The organism is Bradyrhizobium sp. SRS-191, from assembly GCF_024586915.1.
In the GTDB taxonomy this organism is placed as follows: domain Bacteria; phylum Pseudomonadota; class Alphaproteobacteria; order Rhizobiales; family Xanthobacteraceae; genus Bradyrhizobium.
Genome location: NZ_JANBVS010000001.1, coordinates 369284 through 384567 on the forward strand (window position 1 = coordinate 369284; position 15284 = coordinate 384567).

Annotated in this window: 13 protein-coding genes; 5 read left to right on the forward strand and 8 right to left on the reverse strand. The window is 64.5% G+C overall.

Translation table 11 applies throughout. The features are described from left to right. Window positions 1-7: 7 nt before the first annotated feature. The 3 genes from NLR35_RS01890 (at window position 8) to NLR35_RS01900 (ending at window position 3299) form a co-directional block, all read left to right on the forward strand. The gene (locus NLR35_RS01890) at window positions 8-844 is read left to right on the forward strand and encodes a DUF1365 domain-containing protein (protein ID WP_257164862.1); all 837 of its coding nucleotides are present in this window, start codon (window positions 8-10) and stop codon (window positions 842-844) included. A 106-nt stretch (window positions 845-950) separates the two neighbouring features. Continuing rightward, a complete protein-coding gene (locus NLR35_RS01895; RefSeq protein ID WP_257164863.1) occupies window positions 951-2183 on the forward strand; it encodes a cyclopropane-fatty-acyl-phospholipid synthase family protein in 1233 nt (410 codons plus the stop codon). 81 nt (window positions 2184-2264) lie between these two features. After that, a complete protein-coding gene (locus NLR35_RS01900; protein ID WP_257164864.1) occupies window positions 2265-3299 on the forward strand; it encodes a cysteine synthase A in 1035 nt (344 codons plus the stop codon). A 61-nt stretch (window positions 3300-3360) separates the two neighbouring features. Here the strand turns inward: NLR35_RS01900 and NLR35_RS01905 are convergent, their stop codons facing one another. Genes NLR35_RS01905 through NLR35_RS01920 form a run of 4 tightly spaced genes read right to left on the reverse strand, consistent with a single transcriptional unit; the run spans window position 3361 to window position 7961 of the window. Beyond that, window positions 3361-4116, reverse strand: coding sequence for an amino acid ABC transporter ATP-binding protein (locus NLR35_RS01905; protein WP_306577192.1), 756 nt, complete (start codon window positions 4114-4116; stop codon window positions 3361-3363). 27 nt (window positions 4117-4143) lie between these two features. Next, entirely contained in the window at window positions 4144-5664 is a 1521-nt protein-coding gene (locus NLR35_RS01910) for an amino acid ABC transporter permease (protein WP_257164865.1), read from the reverse strand. Between the two features lie 46 nt (window positions 5665-5710). Beyond that, window positions 5711-6916, reverse strand: a complete 1206-nt coding sequence (locus NLR35_RS01915; protein ID WP_257164866.1) for an amino acid ABC transporter permease — start codon at window positions 6914-6916, stop codon at window positions 5711-5713. Between the two features lie 28 nt (window positions 6917-6944). Beyond that, complete coding sequence (locus NLR35_RS01920) at window positions 6945-7961, reverse strand: amino acid ABC transporter substrate-binding protein (RefSeq protein ID WP_257164867.1); 1017 nt, start codon at window positions 7959-7961, stop codon at window positions 6945-6947. Between the two features lie 315 nt (window positions 7962-8276). Here NLR35_RS01920 and metC point away from each other — a divergent pair, with 315 nt between their 5' ends. Further along, on the forward strand, window positions 8277-9470 hold the full coding sequence (gene metC, locus NLR35_RS01925) for a cystathionine beta-lyase (protein ID WP_257164868.1): 1194 nt from the start codon (window positions 8277-8279) through the stop codon (window positions 9468-9470). Window positions 9471-9591: 121 nt separating this feature from the next. Continuing rightward, window positions 9592-11289 (forward strand): Na/Pi cotransporter family protein, encoded by a 1698-nt coding sequence (locus tag NLR35_RS01930; protein WP_257164869.1) that lies wholly within the window; start codon window positions 9592-9594, stop codon window positions 11287-11289. A gap of 264 nt (window positions 11290-11553) precedes the next feature. Here the strand turns inward: NLR35_RS01930 and NLR35_RS01935 are convergent, their stop codons facing one another. The 4 genes from NLR35_RS01935 to NLR35_RS01950 all read right to left on the reverse strand — a co-directional run bounded on the left by NLR35_RS01935 (window position 11554) and on the right by NLR35_RS01950 (window position 15254). Continuing rightward, complete coding sequence (locus NLR35_RS01935) at window positions 11554-11892, reverse strand: lipid-A-disaccharide synthase N-terminal domain-containing protein (RefSeq protein ID WP_041757593.1); 339 nt, start codon at window positions 11890-11892, stop codon at window positions 11554-11556. Then, the gene (locus NLR35_RS01940) at window positions 11892-12629 is read right to left on the reverse strand and encodes a glycosyltransferase family 2 protein (RefSeq protein ID WP_257164870.1); all 738 of its coding nucleotides are present in this window, start codon (window positions 12627-12629) and stop codon (window positions 11892-11894) included. The genes NLR35_RS01935 and NLR35_RS01940 overlap by 1 nt, the downstream gene beginning before the upstream one ends. A 90-nt stretch (window positions 12630-12719) precedes the next feature. Further along, complete coding sequence (locus NLR35_RS01945; RefSeq protein WP_257164871.1) at window positions 12720-13511, reverse strand: phosphatase PAP2 family protein; 792 nt, start codon at window positions 13509-13511, stop codon at window positions 12720-12722. Beyond that, window positions 13512-15254, reverse strand: a complete 1743-nt coding sequence (locus NLR35_RS01950; protein WP_257164872.1) for a glycosyltransferase family 39 protein — start codon at window positions 15252-15254, stop codon at window positions 13512-13514. It lies immediately after the preceding gene. Between the last annotated feature and the right edge of the window lie 30 nt (window positions 15255-15284).

The window sequence follows — 15284 nt, forward strand, 5'->3', positions numbered from 1 at the left end:
GCACGAGATGGATACCGACCAACCCGGACCTCAGACGTCGGCAGCCGCGCTCTATGTCGGCGATGTCATGCATGCCCGCATGCGACCGACCGCGCATCGTTTCCAGTATCGGGTGATGAGCCTGCTCATTGATCTCGGCCGGCTCGACGAGGCGGACCGGCAGTCTGCGCTGTTCGGCGTCAACCGCCGCGCGCTCTACAGCTTTCACGAGCGCGATCATGGGCCGCGCGACGGCTCCTCGCTGCTGGCCTACGCGAAGGCCTGCGCGTCGGAGCACGGCGTCGATCTCAGCGGCGGACGTGTTCTGCTGCTGTGCTATCCACGACTGCTCGGCTACGTCTTCAATCCGCTGTCGGTGTATTTCTGCTATCGCAGCGACTGCGCGCTGGCGCTGATGATCTACGAGGTCCGCAACACCTTCGGCGAGATCAAGCCCTATGTGCTGCCGGTCGGGCCGAACCACCTCACCGAGGCAGGGCTGCGCCAGGAGCAGGACAAGACCTTCTACGTCTCGCCCTTCATCGACATGGCGATGCGCTACCACTTCCGTGTCACGCCGCCCGACGACATCGTGAAGTTGCGGATTCTGGAGACCGGAGCCGACGGACCGCTGCTTGCCGCCACCTTCTTCGGGCGTCGCCGCAGCCTGACGTCGCGTGCCTTGCTCGCGACGTTTGGCTCGCTGCCCCTCGTCACCCTGAAGATCTTCGGCGCCATCCACTGGGAGGCGCTGCGGCTCTGGATCAAGGGCGTCCGGCTCGTTCCGCGCGGCGGCACGACGAGTTCGGGAACCGATACCGGCTTGGCGAGAAACGACAGCCACGCTTATATATCGCAGCGCTGACCGGAAACGGGCAGCGCGCTCTGCTCCAGCCAACCACCCGATGGCGCCTCACCGGCAGCCGCATGGGGGGCTCGGACGCCGGGCCGTTTGCGTGAATGGACCTGCCATGCCGGACGTCATCCCCGTCACTCCCGATACCGTCGACAAGGTGCTCGCCGATCTGCCCCGCCTGCCGCGGCTTGCGCTGGGCTTCGGCTCGCGGCTGCGAAAGGGCACGCTCGATGTCACCCTGCCCGACGGCCGGATCATCCGGCTCGGCGGGGCCGAGCCCGGGCCCGCGGCTGCGATGATCCTGGCCAATTACGGCTTCGCCGCCGGCATCATCAACGGCGGCGACATCGGCATCGCCGAGGCCTATCTCAACGGCGACTGGGACACGCCGGACCTGACGCAGTTTCTCTATCTGTTCTGCGTCAACCAGCATCTGCTGCAATCGATGCTGGAGGACAAGCCGCTGATCCGGTTCGCCCAGCTGGTGCGGCACTGGTTCAACCGCAACACCAAGCGCCAGGCGAAGCGCAACATCTACGCCCATTACGATATCGGAAATGCGTTCTACTCGTCCTGGCTCGACCCGAGCATGACCTATTCCTCGGCGCTGTTCGAGGAGCACACCACCGACCTCACGGCCGCGCAGACCAACAAGTACAAGCGGCTGGCCGAGGCGATCGATCTGAAGCCCGGGCAGACGCTGCTGGAAATCGGCTGCGGCTGGGGCGGCTTCGCCGAATACGCGGCCAAGACGTTCGGCACCAACGTGGTGGGGCTGACCATCAGCGAGCAGCAGCGCGACTTCGCGCAGCGCCGCATCCATGAGGCCGGGCTTGCCGAGAAGGTCGAGATCCGCTTGCAGGATTATCGCGACGAGCGCGACCGTTACGACCGCATCGCGTCGATCGAGATGATCGAGGCGGTCGGCGAAGAGTTCTGGCCGAAATATTTCTCGCAGCTGCGAGACCGGCTGCTGCCCGGTGGGCTCGCGGGTGTCCAGGCGATTACCATCCAGGACAGCCTGTTTCACCACTATCGGCGCGAAGTCGACTTCATCCAGCGCTACGTCTTCCCCGGCGGCATGCTGCCGACGCCGCAGATCCTGAAGTCGCTCGGCGAACGGTTTGGCATACCCGTCATCCGCGAGCGCATCTTCGGGGAAGATTATGCCAAGACACTGGCGATCTGGCGCAACAATTTTCGCGCGGCTTGGCCGGACTTGACGCCATCAGGCTTCGACGAACGCTTCCGCCGGCTGTGGGAGTATTATCTCTCCTATTGCGAAGCAGGTTTCCTGTCGGGGAACATCGACGTACGACAGGTCGTGTTCGCCAAATCAGGGGCCTGATGCCGGCGGCTTACGCCGCACTGGAGACTGGGCTAGGGTCTTCCTAGATCTGGTTGAGGAAGCTGCCCAAGGTATTTGAAAATGGCCATAAGAAACGACGTCGTTCAGGCGATCGGCAACACGCCCCTGATCAAGCTCAAGCGTGCCTCGGAGGCAACGGGCTGCACTATTCTCGGCAAGGCCGAGTTCATGAATCCCGGCCAGTCGGTGAAGGACCGCGCCGGCAAATGGATGATCCTGGAAGCCGAGAAGCGCGGCGATCTCAAGCCCGGCGGGCTCGTCGTCGAAGCCACCGCCGGCAACACCGGCATCGGCCTTGCCGTCGTCGCCAGCGCGCGCGGCTATCGCACCCTGATCGTGATCCCGGAGACGCAAAGCCAGGAAAAGAAGGACATGCTGCGTCTGTGCGGCGCGGATCTCGTCGAAGTGCCCGCGCTGCCGTTCAGCAATCCCAACAACTATCAGCATGTCGGCCGCCGGCTCGCCGATGAGCTGCGCAAGACCGAGCCCAACGGCGTGCTGTTCGCTGACCAGTGGAACAATCTCGACAACGCCAAGGCGCATTACGAGTCGACGGGGCCGGAGATATGGGAGCAGACCGACGGCAAGGTCGATGCGTTCATCTGCGCCGTCGGCACCGGCGGCACCATCGCCGGCACGAGCCGCTACCTCAAGGACAGGAACAAGGACATCGTCACCGCCTGCGCCGACCCGCACGGCTTTGCGATGTACAACTGGTTCAAGAACCACGAGGTCAAATCAACGCCCGGCGATTCCATCACCGAGGGGATCGGCATCGGCCGCGTGACGCCGGTGATCGAGACCGCGAAGGTCGACGACGCCTTCCTCGTGTCGGACGAAGAGGCCGTCAACACGATCTACGATCTCGTGCAGCATGAAGGTCTGTGCCTCGGCGGCTCGACCGGCGTCAATGTCGCCGGCGCAGTGCAGCTCGCCCGGAAGCTCGGGCCCGGCCACACCATCGTGACGATCCTGTGCGACTCCGGCACGCGCTATCAGTCGAAGCTGTACAATCCGGATTTCATGCGCTCGAAGAACCTGCCGGTGCCGGAATGGCTGGAGCGCCGCAGCGGCATCACGCCGCCGTTCGTGTGAGCGCGAATAGCGAATAGCGAGCAAACTATCGTCCTATTCGCAGCTCGCTATTCGCCTCTCCTCAATGCCGCAGGATCTGGCTGAGGAACAGCTTGCTGCGGGCATGCTGCGGATTGGCGAAGAATTCCTGCGGCGTGTTCGACTCGATGATCTGGCCGGCGTCCATGAACACGACGCGGTTGGCGACCTCGCGGGCGAAGCCCATCTCGTGGGTGACGACCAGCATGGTCATGCCCTCCTTGGCGAGGTCGACCATGGTGTCGAGCACCTCCTTGACCATCTCCGGATCGAGCGCCGATGTCGGCTCGTCGAACAGCATGACCTTCGGGTTCATCGTCAGCGCGCGGGCGATCGCCACGCGCTGCTGCTGACCGCCGGACATCTGGCCCGGATATTTCTGCGCCTGATGCGGGATCTTAACTCGCTCCAGGAACTTCATCGCGGTCGCCTCGGCTTCCTTTTGCGGGATGTTGCGCACCCAGATCGGTGCGAGCGTGCAGTTCTCCAGCACGGTCAGGTGCGGAAACAGATTGAAGCTCTGAAAGACCATGCCGACCTCGCGGCGAACCTCGTCCACCCGCTTGAGGTTCGGACCGAGGTCGATGCCGTCGACATTGATCTCGCCCTCCTGGAACTCCTCGAGCGCGTTGATGCAGCGGATCAGCGTCGATTTGCCGGAGCCGGACGGTCCGCAGATCACGATGCGCTCGCCCTTGCCGACCGACATGTTGATGTCGCGCAGGACGTGAAACTCGCCATACCATTTGTTGAGCGCGGAGATGCTGACGATGGAGTTAGCAGCCGAATTTGCAGCCATAGGTCGGTTACTCGGGTGAGCTTGTGTTCAGTGGCGCCGGTGCGCGTTGAGACGGCGCTCGACGAGCAGGGAGTAGCGTGACATGCCGAAGCAGAAGGCGAAGTAGATCAGTCCGGTGAAGGCGAACCCCGTAAAGGCCGTCGTCGGCGTCGCCCAGACCGGATCGGCGAACGAGGCCTTGAGGCTGCCCAAGAGGTCGAACAGCGCCACGATCGACACCAGCGAGGTGTCCTTGAACAGCGAGATGAAGCTGTTGACGATGCCGGGGATGACGTGGCGCAGCGCCTGCGGCAGGACGATGAAGCTCGTCGTCTTCCACCAGGACAGGCCGAGCGCGCTCGCCGCCTCCGCCTGCCCGCGCGGAATGGCTTGCAGGCCGCCGCGGATCACCTCCGCCATGTAGGCGCCGGAGAACAGCGCGACGCCGATCAATGCGCGCACCAACCCGTCCACCCTGACATTGCCGGGCAGGAACAGCGGCAGCATGTAGGTCGCGAAGAACAGCACGGTGATCAGCGGCACGCCGCGCACGAGCTCGATGAAGGCGATCGAGAAGATGCGGATCAGCGGAATCGTCGAGCGCCGGCCGAGCGCCAGCGCAATGCCGATCGGCATCGAAGCGACGATACCGATGACCGAGACCACCAGCGTCACCAGCATGCCGCCCCACAGCCTGGTATCGACGATCTGCAGTCCGCCGTGATCGAGTCCCATGAGGGCGATGACGATGCCGATGCCGACGAAGGTCGCAGCCGCCGCGACGACGCTGCGCAATGCCCTCCTCCCGCCGCCGATCACGAACACCAGCGCCATGGCGACGATGGCGGAGAGGATGAGATCATTCCAGACCGGCTGATGAGACTGTTGAATCTCGTGGCGGATCCAGACCAGCGGCCAGATCACCAGCGAGAACAGCGTTCCGATCAGGACGACGAGCTTGCCGAGCAGCCACAGCAGCATGCCCACGACAGGCACGCTTTCGCCGGCCCGGACCAGCGCATTGCCTGCGGTATCGATGCTCTCCACGAACAGCTGCAGCGTGCTGGTCGTCCAGCTCACGCCAAATCCAGACAGGCCGCCGCCATACAGCAGGAAGAACGCGACCACCGGCAGCGCGAAGAAGAACAGCCCCGCATTCAGTCCCTTGGCCGGAAGCTTCGGGATCAGCAGCGGCACCAACAGCACCACCGCAAGAACATAGGTCAGATTGACCCGCCAGCGCTCCGCCTCCGGGTAGAAGCCGTACATGAACTGTCCGAACTTCGCCGAAACGTAGGGCCAGCAAGCGCCGACCGCACGCCCTGCGTTCTCAGCCAGACAGGCATCGCGATCCTTGCCGACCCAGACCGCATCCACCAGCATGAACTTCAAGGCCGGGATCACGGTGAACCAGATCAACAGCGCGCTCACCAGCGTGAGCAGGATGTTGGTCGGCGAGTTCAGGAGCTTGGTGCGAACGAATCCGACGAAGCCCGTCGTCTTGACCGGCGCGGGACGTTCCCCGGCCATGTCCTGACGAATGAAGGTTGAAGCGGTGATATCGGTCATGCGCCAAATCTCGTCATGCGCTCAATCATCTTCATGCACCGAATCGTCATGCACCAAGTCTCTTGCCAAGGCGCCAGCTGTAGAAGCTCATCAGCGCGCTCGTGATCAGCGACAGCGCCAGATAGACGCCCATCGTGATGCCGATGATCTCGATCGCCTGCCCGGTCTGGCTCATCGTGGTGCCGGCGAACACCGACACCAGGTCGGGATAGCCGATCGCCACCGCGAGCGACGAGTTCTTGGTCAGGTTGAGATACTGATTGGTCAGCGGCGGCAGGATGACGCGCAGCGCCTGCGGCACGACGATCAGTCGCAGCACGGTGCCGCGGCTGAGGCCGAGCGACAGCCCCGCCTCCATCTGTCCCTTGTGCACGGAGAGGATGCCGGCGCGGACGACCTCGGCGATGAACGACGCCGTATACATCGTCAGCGCCAGCGTCAGCGCGACGAGTTCGGGAATGATCCGCGAGCCGCCCGCGAAGTTGAAGCCCTTCAGCACCGGCACCTCCCATGCGATGGGCGCGCCGAACACGAGCATCGCAATGAGCGGCAGGCCGATCAGCATCCCCAACACGTAGGGCCAGATTCGCATCGCATGGCCGCGCACGAACAATTCGCGTCGTGCGTAGAAGCGCAGACCGATCGAGGCGACGATCGCGACACCGAGCGCGATCAGGAACGGCATCAGGCCGGGCTCCTCGACCGCACGTGGAACGATGAAGCCGCGGTTGTTGAGGAAGAAGGTCGAGAACAGCGAAATGCTCTGCCGCGGTCCCGGCAGGGCCGCTAGCACCGCGAGGTACCAGAACAGGATCTGGAACAACAGAGGCAGGTTGCGGATCAGCTCGACATAGGCGCCCGACACACGCGACAGCAGAGCATTGGGAGACAGCCGGCCGAGCGCGACGAGAAAGCCGAGGATCGTCGCCAGCACGATGCCGATGACCGACACCAGCAGCGTATTGAGAACGCCGACGATCAGCACGCGGCTATAGCTGTCCGAGCCGGAGTAGCTGATCAAGGCCTGGTTCACGTCGAACCCGGCCGTGTTGTTGAGAAACCCGAATCCCGACGTGATGCGTTGGGCGGCCAGGTTGCTGCGTGCGTTGGCTATGATCTCATAGCCAACCCACACCAAGACTGCGACGAACAGGATCTGCAGGATGATGCCGTTCCATCCTGCCTTGCCCCCCAGCATGCGCTTCAGCCGAAGCCCATATTGCGGAGGCGGTAGCCTTGCTTCGATGCTCATTCGCCGCAGCCCCGAGATCGTGCAGCTGTTAGCGGATCGGCGGTGCGTATTGCAGGCCGCCCTTGTTCCAGAGCTGGTTCAGCCCGCGCGCGATCTGCAGCTTGGAGCCGGCGCCGACATTGCGGTCGTACATCTCGCCGTAATTGCCGACGGCCTTCACGATGCGCGAGAACCAGTCCTTGGTGAGACCGAGCTGCTCGCCGAGATTTCCGTCGGTGCCGAAGGCCCGCTTGAAGTCGGGCTTGTCGGACTTCGCCATCTCGTCGACGTTCGCCTGGGTGACGCCCATTTCCTCGGCCGTGATCAGCCCGAACAGGGTCCACTTCACGATGTCGAACCACTGGTCGTCACCGTGGCGCACCATCGGACCGAGCGGCTCCTTCGAGATCACCTCCGGCAACACGACGTGGTCGGCCGGATTGGAGAGCTTCAGGCGCTCGGCGTAGAGGCCGGAGACGTCGGTCGTGAACACGTCGCAGCGGCCGGATTCATAGGCCTTCACGGTCTCGTCGGCGCCGGCGAACGCGATCACCTCGTACTTCATCTTGTTGGCCTTGAAGTAGTCGGCGAGGTTCTGCTCGGTCGTCGTGCCGGTCTGCACGCAGACCGAGGCGCTGTTCAGCTCGAGCGCCGAATTGACCTTCAGGGCCTTCTTCACCATGAAGCCCTGGCCGTCATAATAGGTGATGCCGGCGAAGTTCGCGCCCAGCGAGGTGTCACGCGACAGCGTCCAGGTCGTGTTGCGGGACAGCACGTCCACTTCGCCCGACTGCAGTGCAGTGAAGCGATCCTTGGCGGACAGCGGAACGAACTTGATCTTGGTCGGATCGTTGAAGATCGCGGCGGCAATAGCGCGGCAGACGTCGACGTCGAGCCCGGTCCAGTTGCCCTTGTCGTCCGGGTTCGAGAATCCGGGCAGACCCTGGCTGACGCCGCAGGCGAGCATGCCGCGATCCTTGACGGTCTTGAGCGTTTCGGCCTGGGCGCCGACGCTCGCCAGCACCGGGGCGAGAGCAAGAGTGAGAGCCAGAGTGACGCGTTTCATAAATACAGCCTTTCGCGGTCGTCCTTGGGGAGCGATGAAATCTCAGCGCGTGGTTGGGGCCGACCTGAATCCGCCTCTGCAAACGCCATACCAACAATATGGCGTGCACCATGCACAACGGAGCCGTCATGCATGATCGAGCGGAAATCGCGGCAAGCCCCTCAACGTGCAGCGATCGAATTGCGACGGCATCACAGAACGACTGGCGGTCCGGGTCAAGGGGTTGACGGCCCTGTTCTGCATTCTGTTATTAACGTCCGCAGTCCCGCCTGATTTGAGCTATCCCAGCACGCTTCCAAGAGAAAAGACACACTGATGGCATCATCGAACGACCCCGCTGCGGCGGTGCGACAAAACGTCGAGACACGGCTGGTGACGGCGGGACGGGACACCAAGGCGCAGCACGGATTCGTGAATCCCCCGGTCGTTCATGGCTCGACCGTCCTGTATCCCACGGCCGAGGACCTGCACGCGCACCGCGGCGAATTCCAGTACGGCCGTCACGGCACCCCGACGACGAAGGCACTGCAGCAAGTGCTGATGGCGCTCGAGGGGCCGCAATGCGCCGGCGTCGGCATCGCTCCATCCGGCCTCGGGGCCATCTCGACCACCCTGCTGTCGGTCCTCAAGGCCGGCGATCATGTGCTGGTCTGCGACAGCATCTACCGGCCGACGCGGAATTTCTGCAACGGAATGCTGGCGCGCTATGGCGTCGAGACGACGTATTTTGACCCTTTGATCGGCACAGGAATTGAGCAATTGCTCAAACCGAATACACGCGCCGTGGTTGTCGAGGCGCCCGGCTCGCAGTCCTTCGAGATGCCGGACATCCCGGCCATCGCGGCGGTCGCGCATGCGCATGGCGCGCTGGTCATCGACGACAACACCTGGGCCACGCCGCTCTACCACCGCTCGCTCGACCAGGGCGTCGACATCAGCATGCAGGCGGCCACCAAATATATCGGCGGCCACTCCGACATCATGTTCGGCACGATTTCGGCGAATGAGAAGGCCTGGCCGCTGATCTCCGAGGGCATCCGTCTGCTCGGCGTCTGCGCCGGTCCGGACGACGTGTTCCTAGCCCTGCGCGGCGTGCGGACGCTCGGCGTGCGGTTGGCGCAGCATCATAAGTCCGGCCTGGAGATGGCGCGCTGGCTCGCCGCGCGCCCCGAGGTGATCGAGGTGCTGCATCCGGCCTTAGAGAGTCATCCGGGACATGCGATCTGGAAGCGCGATTTCACCGGCGCGTCCGGCCTGTTCAGCATCGTGCTGCAGCCAAAGCCGCAGGCGGCCGTTGATGCGATGCTCGACGCGCTGACCTTGTTCGGCATGGGCTACTCCTGGGGCGGCTTCGAGAGTCTCGCGATCCCGTTCGACTGCACGAGCTACCGCACCGCCACGTCATGGACGCCCGGCGGGCCCACGCTGCGGCTGCACATCGGCCTGGAGAACACCGAGGATCTCAAGGCCGATCTCGATCGCGGCTTTGCGGCCTTCAACGCGGCTTAACCGCTTCGTTACCACCAGGGAACGCCCTGCGATCAGGCAGGCGTCGCCGACAAAATCACGTTGATCCCAAGCCGATTGGGCGTAGCCTCCGCTGCAGAGGTTGCGGACACGAACGGGAATCATGGCTCTTCTGGATCTGATGGGCGGCGTCGCGTTGCTGCTGTGGGGCCTGCATATGGTCCACAGCGGCATCCTGCGCGCGTTCGGACCGGATCTCCGGCTGCTGTTGTCGCACGCGCTGCGCAACCGCTTCAGCGCGCTCGCGGCCGGCCTCGGCCTGACCGCCCTGCTCCAGAGCAGCACCGCGACCGCGCTGATCACCACGTCGTTCGCGGCGGAAGGCCTCGTCGGCCTGATCCCGGCGCTCGCGATCATGCTCGGCGCCAATATCGGCACCACGCTGATCGTCCAGGTGCTGTCGTTCAATGTGGCGGCCGTTGCGCCGGTGCTGTTCGTGCTCGGGCTGGTGGCGTTCCGCAGCGGACCGCGATCGCGCATCAAGGACCTCGGCCGGGTCTCGATCGGCCTCGGCCTGATGCTGCTGTCGCTGCACATCCTGATCGACACCCTCGCGCCCGCCGAACAGGCGCCTGCGATGCGTGTCTTCATGCAGGCGATCACGGCCGACGTCACGCTGTGCATCATCTTCGGTGCGGCTGTCACCTGGATCGTGCACTCCAGCGTCGCCAGCGTTCTCCTCGTGATGTCGCTCGCCTATTCGCATTTCATCACACCAGATGCGGCGCTGGCGCTGGTGCTCGGGGCCAATCTCGGCAGCGCCGTCAATCCGGTGTTCGAGGGTGCGCGCCGCGATAATCCGGCGAGCTATCGCCTGCCGGTCGGCAATCTCCTCAACCGCATCATCGGCGTCGCGTTGATCGCGCCGTTCCTGCATCCGCTCGCGGCGCAGCTGCAGCTCTGGCAGCCCGACCTGTCGAAGCTCACGGCCCAGTTCCACATGGCCTTCAATCTCGGCACGGCCGTGGTCTTCATCGGCCTGCTCGGCGGCATGGAGAAATTGCTGGTCAGGCTGTTCCCGGACCGCCCGGCCGAGGTCGATCCGGCCAAGCCGCGCTATCTCGACGAGACCGCGCTGGAAACGCCGTCGCTGGCGCTTGCGGACGCGGCCCGCGAGGCGCTGCGTATGGGCGATCTGGTCGAGACCATGCTGCGCAGCGTCATGACCGCGATGATGACGAATGATCGCGGGCTGGTCGATCAGGTCTCGCGCACGGACAACATCGTCGACCGGCTGGATGAGGCGATCAAACTCTACATCACCAAGCTCACGCGCGGCAGCCTCGACGATCGCGAGGGCAAGCGTGCGATGGAGATCATCTCGCTTGCGATCAACCTCGAGCATATCGGCGACATCATCGACAAGAACCTCAGCGAGCTAGCGACCAAGAAGATCAAGCGCCGTTTCCAGTTCTCGCTCGAAGGATCCGACGAACTGCAGGCGTTCCATCGCCAGATCATGGAATCACTGCGCATCGCCTTCGGCATCTTCATGTCGGGCGATGCCCAGCAGGCGCATCGGCTGCTCGATCAGAAAGCCGAGCTGCGCAACGCCGAGCTCGCTGCAACCGAGCGGCATCTGGAACGGCTGCGCGAAGGACGCTCCGAGACGCTGGAGACGACGTCGCTGCATCTCGACGTGCTGCGCGACCTCCGCCGCATTCACTCGCACATCTGCTCTGTGGCCTACCCGGTGCTGGACGCAGCGGGAGAAGTGGCCACGCGCCGGAGTGAGGCTGCGGAGAGCGTAACGGCGCTCACCGCCCTGCCTGCATCGCGGCCCCAGCCGCTGCCGCGCTGAGTCCGCCGCGCTTCGCCATTCGTGCAAGCTTTCACGCCACACCCCCCGTCATTCCGGGGCAATCGGCAAAGTGCAGCCGCAAGGCGGCTGCGCTTTGGCGATTGAACCCGGAATCTCGATGTTGTTGGACATGAACGCAAGCCAATCTCAAGATTCCGGGTTCAAGGCCTGCGGCCTTGCCCCGGAATGACGATCGGTGTGGCGCGCGTAGTCCCCTGGCGTCTGTGCTCGTCGACCGCGAATCTAGTCTAAGCGCCATGGCGCTCAATTGCTCAGCGTCTGGGATTCCCGCTGGCGGTTCTTGAAGATCAGCATGACGTTGCGGACGTAGATGACGTTCGACAGCAGCTGGCCGAAGATGATGACCGGCTCGCGCTTGACCAGGCCATAGATCAGCGTCATCAGCCCACCGCCGATCGAGAAGAACCAGAAGGCGAGCGGCACGACGCTCTTGCCCGCGCGCTCGCTGGCGATCCACTGCACCAGGAAGCGCGCCGCAAAGGCGAGTTGCGCGGCGAGACCGAACACCAGCCAGAAATCGAACTTGGCGATGAAGATGTCGTAGAGATAATTGCTGAACGCCTGCCCAAATTGAATCAGCATCATGTCACCTCGATCGCGACCGGCGTCGGCTTCTTGCGGCGGATCAGCCACCACACGCCGGCGAGATCCATGATTCCGATCCAGAGCCGGTCGAAGAAGCCGTAGTTGGAGATGCCCGAATGTCGCGGGCGATCGATCACGTCGATATAGGCGATGTCGTAGCCCTCACGCCGCACCAGCGCCGGCAGGAAGCGGTGCAGACCATCGAAATACGGCATCATCAGGAACACGTCGCGGCGCACGGCCTTGAGGCCGCAGCCGGTGTCGCGCGTGCCATCCTTCAGCACCGCATTTCGGATCTTGTTGGCAATCCGTGACTGCAGCTTCTTGAAGCCGGTGTCCTTGCGGCCGACGCGCTGGCCCGCAACAAGACCGACGCCAGCGCCACCCTTCTCGAGCGCGGCAAGCAGGTCGGGCAGGAAAGCGGGATTGTTCTGGCCGTCGCCGTCGAGCGTGGCGACCATGCCGCCGCGCGCGGCGCGGATGCCGCTTCGGACTGCCGCGGATTGCCCAGACGACTTCTCGTGGCGCAGGACACGCAGGTTCGGCCGCCGTGCCATCTCGTCGGCAAGCCGCTGTGCAGTGTCGTCGGTCGAACCATCATTGACGTAGATGATCTCGTACGGCCAAAGACCGTCGAGCGCGGCCGCGATCTCGGTGATCAGCGGCGTGATGTTGCCGGCCTCGTTGCGCACGGGAACGACGATGGAGACGGCAACGGGGGTTTCGGTCGACAAGATCGGGACTCGTGATGGCGTGATCGGCCGGTTCATGCCCGGCACTGCGGCGGGGGCTTATTATGGGGCTTGGGCCCCTCTCGCAACCCCCTAGCGCGGTACGATCCCACCATCCTTCGACAGGCGGAAGCCGAGCCGTCGTGCTGCGAACCAGTAGCGCACCAGCATGGCACAGCCGAGGCCGACGACGGCACCGGCGACGACGTCGCTCGGATGATGGGCCAGCAGCACCAGCCGGCTCAGCGCGATGAGGACGGCGTAGATGAACATGGGAATCCGCAGCCGCGGCCAGACCGCAGCGACGGCGAAGGCCAGCGCGAAGGCGGTCACGGCGTGAGCCGAGGGCATGCTGAAGTAAGCCGGCGTACCGTTGAACGGGTCGAAGTTGAAGGCGTTCGCCTTGCCGCCGACGAAGGGCCGGCCGCGGCCGATGATGTATTTCAGCACCTGGGCCGCGAGCACCGAGGTCAGCACCGCGAAGAAGAAATACTGAACATGCGTCGCGAAGTTCAGCAGCCGGCTGCGCGTCGCCTCGGGCCATAGCGGCGCGATCAGGATGGTCACGACGACGCCCGCCGCAAGAAGACCGAGGACATATTCATCCTGGCCGAACTCCGTGATGATCCGCACCGGCCACAGGCTCGGCGTGCCGCGCGCGGGCATCAAGCCGATCTCGTAGGCGTCGAAGCCAACCATCAGCACCAGGATCGCGCCGAGGCCGATCGCGCCGACCAGGAGAAGCCCGCGCCACAGACGCTGCCGGCTCGCGGCATCAGGCGCCGTCTGCGGCCGGCGCACCAGCCGGCCGAGCGAGAATTTCGCGACCAGCGCGAGCTGGGAGAAATAGCCTGACGAAGACGATGGGCTATCGGGGGCCAGCATTTATTCGGTGCCCTCCGAACGATAGATCGCGATCGAGACCGTGCGGCCCTGCGAGATATTGTAGCCGTCGATGCGCCGGGCGACATTGTAGCGCAGACCAATGGCCTCGGCCCGCTGCACGAAGGCACGCTCCGTGCGCTGCTCGACCAGGGCGAAGCGGCAGGTGCCCTGGCTGAGGAAGTCGGCGGCACCGGAGCCGTCGGTCAGCTGCGTCGACGTTCCCGTCATGAAGACGAGGCTGGGCTCGTGGAAGCCGGCCGCCGCCGCCTTCGGTCCGACGCAGACGACGTTGCGCAAGGCGCGTGCGATCTCCGCGCTCGGGAACAGCGGCGTCAGCGCCGGCAGCACTGCGCCATAGACCACAAACGCCAGGAACATCGCCGCCACGGCGGCATTCAGCAACGAGCGCTCGGCGCGGCCATCGTCGTAGAGCCACCAGGCGAACAGGCCGAAGATCAGCGACGCCGCCACGAAAGGCCAGGCCAGGAAAACCGGCTGGTGGGTGACAACGATGGCGCCGATCACGGCGACGACTGAGGTAATTGCGGGAATCGCGAACCACCAGGCAGCCCCGCGGCGCAGCCAGGAGCGCGACAGCACACGCCGCTCCAGCGCGCCGACGGTGAGGATCGCGATCGCCGGATACAGCGGCAGCACGTAATGCGGCAGCTTGGTCAGCACCGCCTCGAACACGATCCAGGACGGCAGCAGCCAGGCCAGCAGGAACTGCGCGCCCGGCTCGCGCCGTGCCCGCCACACGGCGGGAGCGGCCATCGCGGCCAGCGGCGCGCCCGGCCAGAAGGTGATGAACAGCAGCAGCAGATACAGTCCGGGAGGCGCGCCATGCGACTCCTGCGCGCCGATCTTGCTCAGCATGTCGCCGCCGACGGAGTCGGCAAAAAAGGTGTCGCCGGCGCGCAGGAAGATCAGCACGAACCAGGGCAGCACCAGCACGAGCATCCACATCAAACCCCAGACGGGGCGCAGGCGCCACAGCCACCCAGCGCCGCGATCCATGATCGCGAGCGCGATGATCGTGAGGCCCGCAAACATCAGGATCAGAGGGCCCTTGATCAGGATGCCGACGGCGAGCGCCGTCCAGAACATCGCCGGCGGTCCCCACGGCGGATGCTCGGGATCCTCGCCGCGCTGCCAGGACAGATAGACGCGCGCCAGCGCGCCCATCGCGGCGACCACGGTGAACAGCAGCATCGCATCGGTCTTGGCAAGCCGCGCCTCGACGCCGAGCAACACCGAGCAGCACATCAGGAGTGCGGCGAACACCGCGCCGCGCCGGGTGACGAAGGCGAGCGCCGTCCAATAGGTCAGCAGCACCGCGCCGATGGCGCCGATCAGCGAGGGAATGCGATAGACCCAGATGCGCAGCTGCGCCCGCGGCAGCCCGATGGCCGAGGCGGTCTCAACGGCAGCCGATTGCAACCAGTAGATGCCGACCGGTTTCTTGTAGCGCACGTCGTCCTGGAAACGGATATCGACGTAATCACCGCTCTCGACCATCTGCTTGGTCGCCTGCGCGAAGCGCGCCTCGTCGCGATCGACAGGCGGAATGGTGAAGAAGCCGGGCAGGAACAGCAGCAGGCCGCAGACGAGCAGGAACGCGACCGCCCTGGCATGACTCACGGTGACGGCATCGATCATCCGCACCAGCCGATTGCCCGGATTCACCAGGTTCTTCGGCTCGCGCGGCTCTCCAAAACGGGGGCGGGCATAGGTCTCGACCATGGGGTTCCGAATACGCTGAAACCACCATGT

Coding starts and splice junctions, on each gene's coding strand:
- NLR35_RS01890 (WP_257164862.1), top strand. CDS start 8: ATGGATACCGACCAACCCGGACCTCAGACGTCGGCAGCCGCGCTCTAT.
- NLR35_RS01895 (WP_257164863.1), top strand. CDS start 951: ATGCCGGACGTCATCCCCGTCACTCCCGATACCGTCGACAAGGTGCTC.
- NLR35_RS01900 (WP_257164864.1), top strand. CDS start 2,265: ATGGCCATAAGAAACGACGTCGTTCAGGCGATCGGCAACACGCCCCTG.
- NLR35_RS01905 (WP_306577192.1), bottom strand. CDS start 4,116: ATGGCTGCAAATTCGGCTGCTAACTCCATCGTCAGCATCTCCGCGCTC.
- NLR35_RS01910 (WP_257164865.1), bottom strand. CDS start 5,664: ATGACCGATATCACCGCTTCAACCTTCATTCGTCAGGACATGGCCGGG.
- NLR35_RS01915 (WP_257164866.1), bottom strand. CDS start 6,916: ATGAGCATCGAAGCAAGGCTACCGCCTCCGCAATATGGGCTTCGGCTG.
- NLR35_RS01920 (WP_257164867.1), bottom strand. CDS start 7,961: ATGAAACGCGTCACTCTGGCTCTCACTCTTGCTCTCGCCCCGGTGCTG.
- metC (WP_257164868.1), top strand. CDS start 8,277: ATGGCATCATCGAACGACCCCGCTGCGGCGGTGCGACAAAACGTCGAG.
- NLR35_RS01930 (WP_257164869.1), top strand. CDS start 9,592: ATGGCTCTTCTGGATCTGATGGGCGGCGTCGCGTTGCTGCTGTGGGGC.
- NLR35_RS01935 (WP_041757593.1), bottom strand. CDS start 11,892: ATGCTGATTCAATTTGGGCAGGCGTTCAGCAATTATCTCTACGACATC.
- NLR35_RS01945 (WP_257164871.1), bottom strand. CDS start 13,511: ATGCTGGCCCCCGATAGCCCATCGTCTTCGTCAGGCTATTTCTCCCAG.
- NLR35_RS01950 (WP_257164872.1), bottom strand. CDS start 15,254: ATGGTCGAGACCTATGCCCGCCCCCGTTTTGGAGAGCCGCGCGAGCCG.